This is a genomic window from Actinoplanes sp. NPDC048791, from assembly GCF_040650095.1.
Taxonomy (GTDB): Bacteria; Actinomycetota; Actinomycetes; order Mycobacteriales; family Micromonosporaceae; genus Actinoplanes.
On record NZ_JBEZGQ010000858.1, the window covers coordinates 1 to 3,587 of the forward strand.

The 3,587-nt window shown below is 71.3% G+C and carries 5 protein-coding genes and 1 pseudogene; 3 read left to right on the forward strand and 3 right to left on the reverse strand.

Annotation, left to right across the window (positions count from 1 at the left end; translation table 11 throughout):
* Window positions 1-488, forward strand: a 488-nt coding sequence (locus AB0C29_RS38505) for a hypothetical protein (protein WP_360831314.1), incomplete at its 5' end; no start/stop codon positions are given.
* Between the two features lie 42 nt (window positions 489-530).
* Here the strand turns inward: AB0C29_RS38505 and AB0C29_RS38510 are convergent.
* Window positions 531-1,403, reverse strand: coding sequence for an NAD(P)-dependent oxidoreductase (locus tag AB0C29_RS38510; protein ID WP_360831317.1), 873 nt, complete (start codon window positions 1,401-1,403; stop codon window positions 531-533).
* 58 nt (window positions 1,404-1,461) lie between these two features.
* Window positions 1,462-2,037: a DUF6642 family protein gene (locus AB0C29_RS38515; protein WP_360831319.1), complete on the reverse strand. Its 576-nt coding sequence runs from the start codon at window positions 2,035-2,037 to the stop codon at window positions 1,462-1,464.
* A 158-nt stretch (window positions 2,038-2,195) separates the two neighbouring features.
* Here AB0C29_RS38515 and AB0C29_RS38520 point away from each other — a divergent pair, with 158 nt between their 5' ends.
* Complete coding sequence (locus AB0C29_RS38520; protein WP_360831322.1) at window positions 2,196-2,327, forward strand: hypothetical protein; 132 nt, start codon at window positions 2,196-2,198, stop codon at window positions 2,325-2,327.
* Window positions 2,320-2,979, forward strand: coding sequence for a DsbA family oxidoreductase (locus AB0C29_RS38525; RefSeq protein ID WP_360831324.1), 660 nt, complete (start codon window positions 2,320-2,322; stop codon window positions 2,977-2,979). Before AB0C29_RS38520 ends, AB0C29_RS38525 begins: the two co-directional genes overlap by 8 nt.
* A 1-nt stretch (window position 2,980) precedes the next feature.
* On the opposite strand, the pseudogene AB0C29_RS38530 reads toward AB0C29_RS38525, so the two are convergent.
* Window positions 2,981-3,587, reverse strand: a pseudogene (locus AB0C29_RS38530) (hypothetical protein); the annotation flags it as partial.

Genomic DNA, 3,587 nt, shown 5'->3' on the forward strand with positions numbered 1-3,587 from the left:
CGCCCGCCGCCACCACCGCTTCGCCCCCAGCCGCCCGGCCGGCTCCTTCGGACGCGCCTGCCTCCACCGGACCGAGCTCCGCGGCGGGCGTACCGGTGCGGTGGTCCGGGCGTCTCGTCGTCTCCGCGGTCCCGAGCCTGAGCGACGCCGTCGACCTGGACCGGGAGCCGCCCCGGGCCACCGACGACACCGCGGCCGCCGCCGATCTCAGCCTCGGACGGCTCGACGCCGGGGAGGTCGACGTGGGCAAGGCCGCCCTCGGCCTGCCGTCCGCCTTCGCCCTTTGGGACGGTTCCGGCACGCCGGAGTTCGCGCAGTGCCAGGAGGCGTCCCTGGCTCAGGGCGTGGCGAAACTCACCGCTGTCGAGACCGGGGCGGTCATCTGTGCGCGGACCAACCAGGACCGCATCGCCCGCCTCACCGTACGCAAGATCGACAGCCGCCAGGACTCGGTCACCTTCGACGCCGTGGTCTGGGACAACGACTGACCGGCCGGTCCCGTCCGGGCTGACCGCACCGTCGTGCTCAGCTCAGCCCGCGTCCGTACGGGCCTCGATCGCGCGCACCACAGCCGCCATGTCCTCCGCGCCGTGGCCGAGCGCCAGCGCCTCCCCGAACAACCGGTGGCACTCGTCCAGCAACGGCGACGCGATCCCGGCCGCCCGCGCCGCGTCGGCGATCAGCTGGTTGTTCATCAGCACGTCCCGGATCGACGCCTGCACCGTGAAGTCCCGGCTGACCAGCTTCTCCACCTTGACCCGGGAGACGCCGCTGGCCATCGGCCCGGCGTCCAGCACGCCCCGCAGCAGGTCCAGGTCGAGACCCTGCCGCTGGGCGAAATGCGTGGCCTCGGCCAGCCCGGTGACCAGGCTGATCAGGAACAGGTTCACCGACAGCTTCATCAGCAGCGCCTGCGGGACCGGGCCGCACTCGACGACCTCGCGGCACATCGGGGCCATCAGCGGGCGTACCTCCTTGACGGCATCCGGATCGCCGGCCAGCATCCCGACCAGCTCGCCGGCCACCGCCGGGGTCCGCGACCCGGACACGGGCGCCTCCACATAGCGCCCGCCGGCCACCACGACATCGTCACGCAGCGCGGCCGAATACTCCGGCGCGGTGGTGCCCATGTGCACGATCGTGTGCCCTTGCACCAGCTCCGCGAAGCCCGGGCCGCCGCGGCCCAGGACCTCGTCGATCGCGCCGCTGCCGGAGAGCATGAGCAGCACGATCCGGGCCCGGGCGAAGACGTCGGCCGGCCGGTCCGCGAGACTCACCCCGGGCACCGATCGAGGCGTACGCGACCAGCCGACCACCGGCACCCCGGCCGCGGCGAGGTTGCGGGCCATCGGCTCACCCATGATGCCCAGCCCCAGAAAACCGACGTTCCCGCTGTGATCCATGGCCGTACGGTAAAACGCGGACCGCCGCCCCGGCTGCGGCCAATTCACGACTCCTGGCTCAGCTCCGGCCGTTGGCGTAGACGACGCGGAAGCCCAGGTGGTCCGACAGGGCCGTCCAGCGCGACGAGCGCATCAGGCGTTCCGCGCTGTCGATCTTGCCGCCGTTGACCAGCGTGTTGAGGACCACGGTTTCGAAGGCCGCCGATTCCACCCAGTCGATCGACTTGGTGAAGCCGCAGAGCATCGCCGCCTTCGTCTCGTGCAGGAAGTCCTTCAGGACGCGGTCGGAGGCGCGCAGGACCAGGCAGCTGCCGAAGTACAGGATGCGGCCCGCGCACCGGCCCGACATCCAGGCCGCTATCTCGTCCAGCTCGACCGTCTGCTTGCTGGTCAGGCACAGCTGGGTGGGCTGGCCGTGCAGGGCGAAGAAGCCCACCTTGTAGTCGGCGTACTTGCGGGACAGCCAGGTGTCCAGGTAGTAGTGCAGCTCCTCGGTGGTGGCCGTGTCCCGGTGGATGTAGCGGATGCTGCCGAGCCGTTCGAGCAGTTCGAGGGTGGGCAGCACCGACCCGCGGCTGTTCAGGTCGTCTTCCCACTGACCTTCGACGCAGAACACTCCTCCAGCCTTGGCCACGACTCCCCCTGACAGCTCGGCACGAGAGGTCGACGCTAGCCCACCGGCGGTCGATCGACGGGGCCGCCCGACCTATCGGGCAAATGCCTCACACCTGGGAGGCACTTACCCGGAAGTGCCTTCTTAACGATCTCCGATTCCCGACGCATGATGGATCGGTGACCGATGTGCAGAAGCAGTCCGCTCCCCCGCCCCCGCCGCCTCCGGCGCAGCCCGCGAGCACCCCGCAGCCGTTGATCGTGCTGGGTGCCGAGGATGCCGCGACCTGCACCGACGGGATGTGTGGCTGACGTGGCCGGCGTCCTGGTGGAGATCTGGTCGGACATCGTCTGCCCGTGGTGCTACATCGGCAAGCGGCGGCTCGAGACGGCGCTGCGCACCTTCGAGCACGCCGACGACGTCGAGCTGGTGTGGCGCAGCTTCCAGCTCGACCCGTCCGTCCCCAGGGGCACGACCGAGCCGGTCTATGACGCCCTGGCCAAGAAGTTCGGCGGGTCGAAGGACCAGGTCAAGGCCATGACGGCGCAGGTCGCCGAGCTGGCCGAGGCCGAGGGTCTGCACTACGACTTCGCCAGCGCGGTGAGCATCAACACATTCGACGCGCACCGGCTGATCCACCTGGCCAAGGCGCACGGATTGGGCGCGGAGGCGCACGAGCGGCTGATGCGGGCCAACCTGATCGAGGGCGCCACGCTGGACACCGCGAACCTGGTCCAGCTGGGTGCCGAGATCGGCGTCCCCGCGGCGGAGGCGCAGCGGGTGCTGGCCGGCGACGACTACACCTCCGACGTCGAGGACGACATCCGCCAGGCCCGCCTGTACGGGGCCTCCGGCGTGCCGTTCTTCGTGCTCAACCAGGCCTACGGCGTCTCCGGCGCCCAGTCCGCCGACGTGTTCCTGCAGGCGCTGCGCACCGCGTACGAGGCGGCGCCGGCCCGCTGAGTCAGCCCGCCGGCGAGCCCAGCACGAAGTCCGCCCGGCCCGAGCGCACGCCGTTGACCTGCAGTTCGACGGCGTGCGCGCCGGGGTGGTAGCGCCGGGTGGTGATCTGCCGGAACGAGTGCCGGCGCTCCAGCGACAGCCGCTCGCCGGGTCCGAGCGTCGCGGTGGTCAGCTTGAAGGTCTTGCCGGTCTGCGTGCCGTTGGCCTTCCGGTGGTGCACGACGTAGTCGATGGCCAGCGTGGCCGGGGCGGAACCGGTGTTCGTCACCGTCGCGGTGAAGGCCAGCTCACCGCCGAAGGGCACCTCGCCGGGCGCGATGAGCGGGCCGGTCACCTCGACGGTGGCCGGGGCGAAGCCGAGCAGGGCCAGCGCGCCCGGGTGCCCCTGCTTGATCAGGGAGCGCAGGCCGTGCCGGACCAGCCGGGCTGTGTGCCGGTCGGGCTCCGCGAGCCATTCGGCCGCGGTCCGGACCACGAGGTCGCCGTGGTGGCGGCTCAGGTCGTTGAGGTGGTTGGCCACTGAGCGGCGCACGTACTCGCTGTCGTCGCGGTGGAGTGCGCCGATGATCTCCAGGGTGCGCTCCGGGCGGTCCAGCAGTGCGGGCACC

Excerpts from the sequence above, each read along its gene's own strand:
- AB0C29_RS38510 (WP_360831317.1), bottom strand. The coding sequence starts at position 1,403 with ATGGATCACAGCGGGAACGTCGGTTTTCTGGGGCTGGGCATCATGGGT.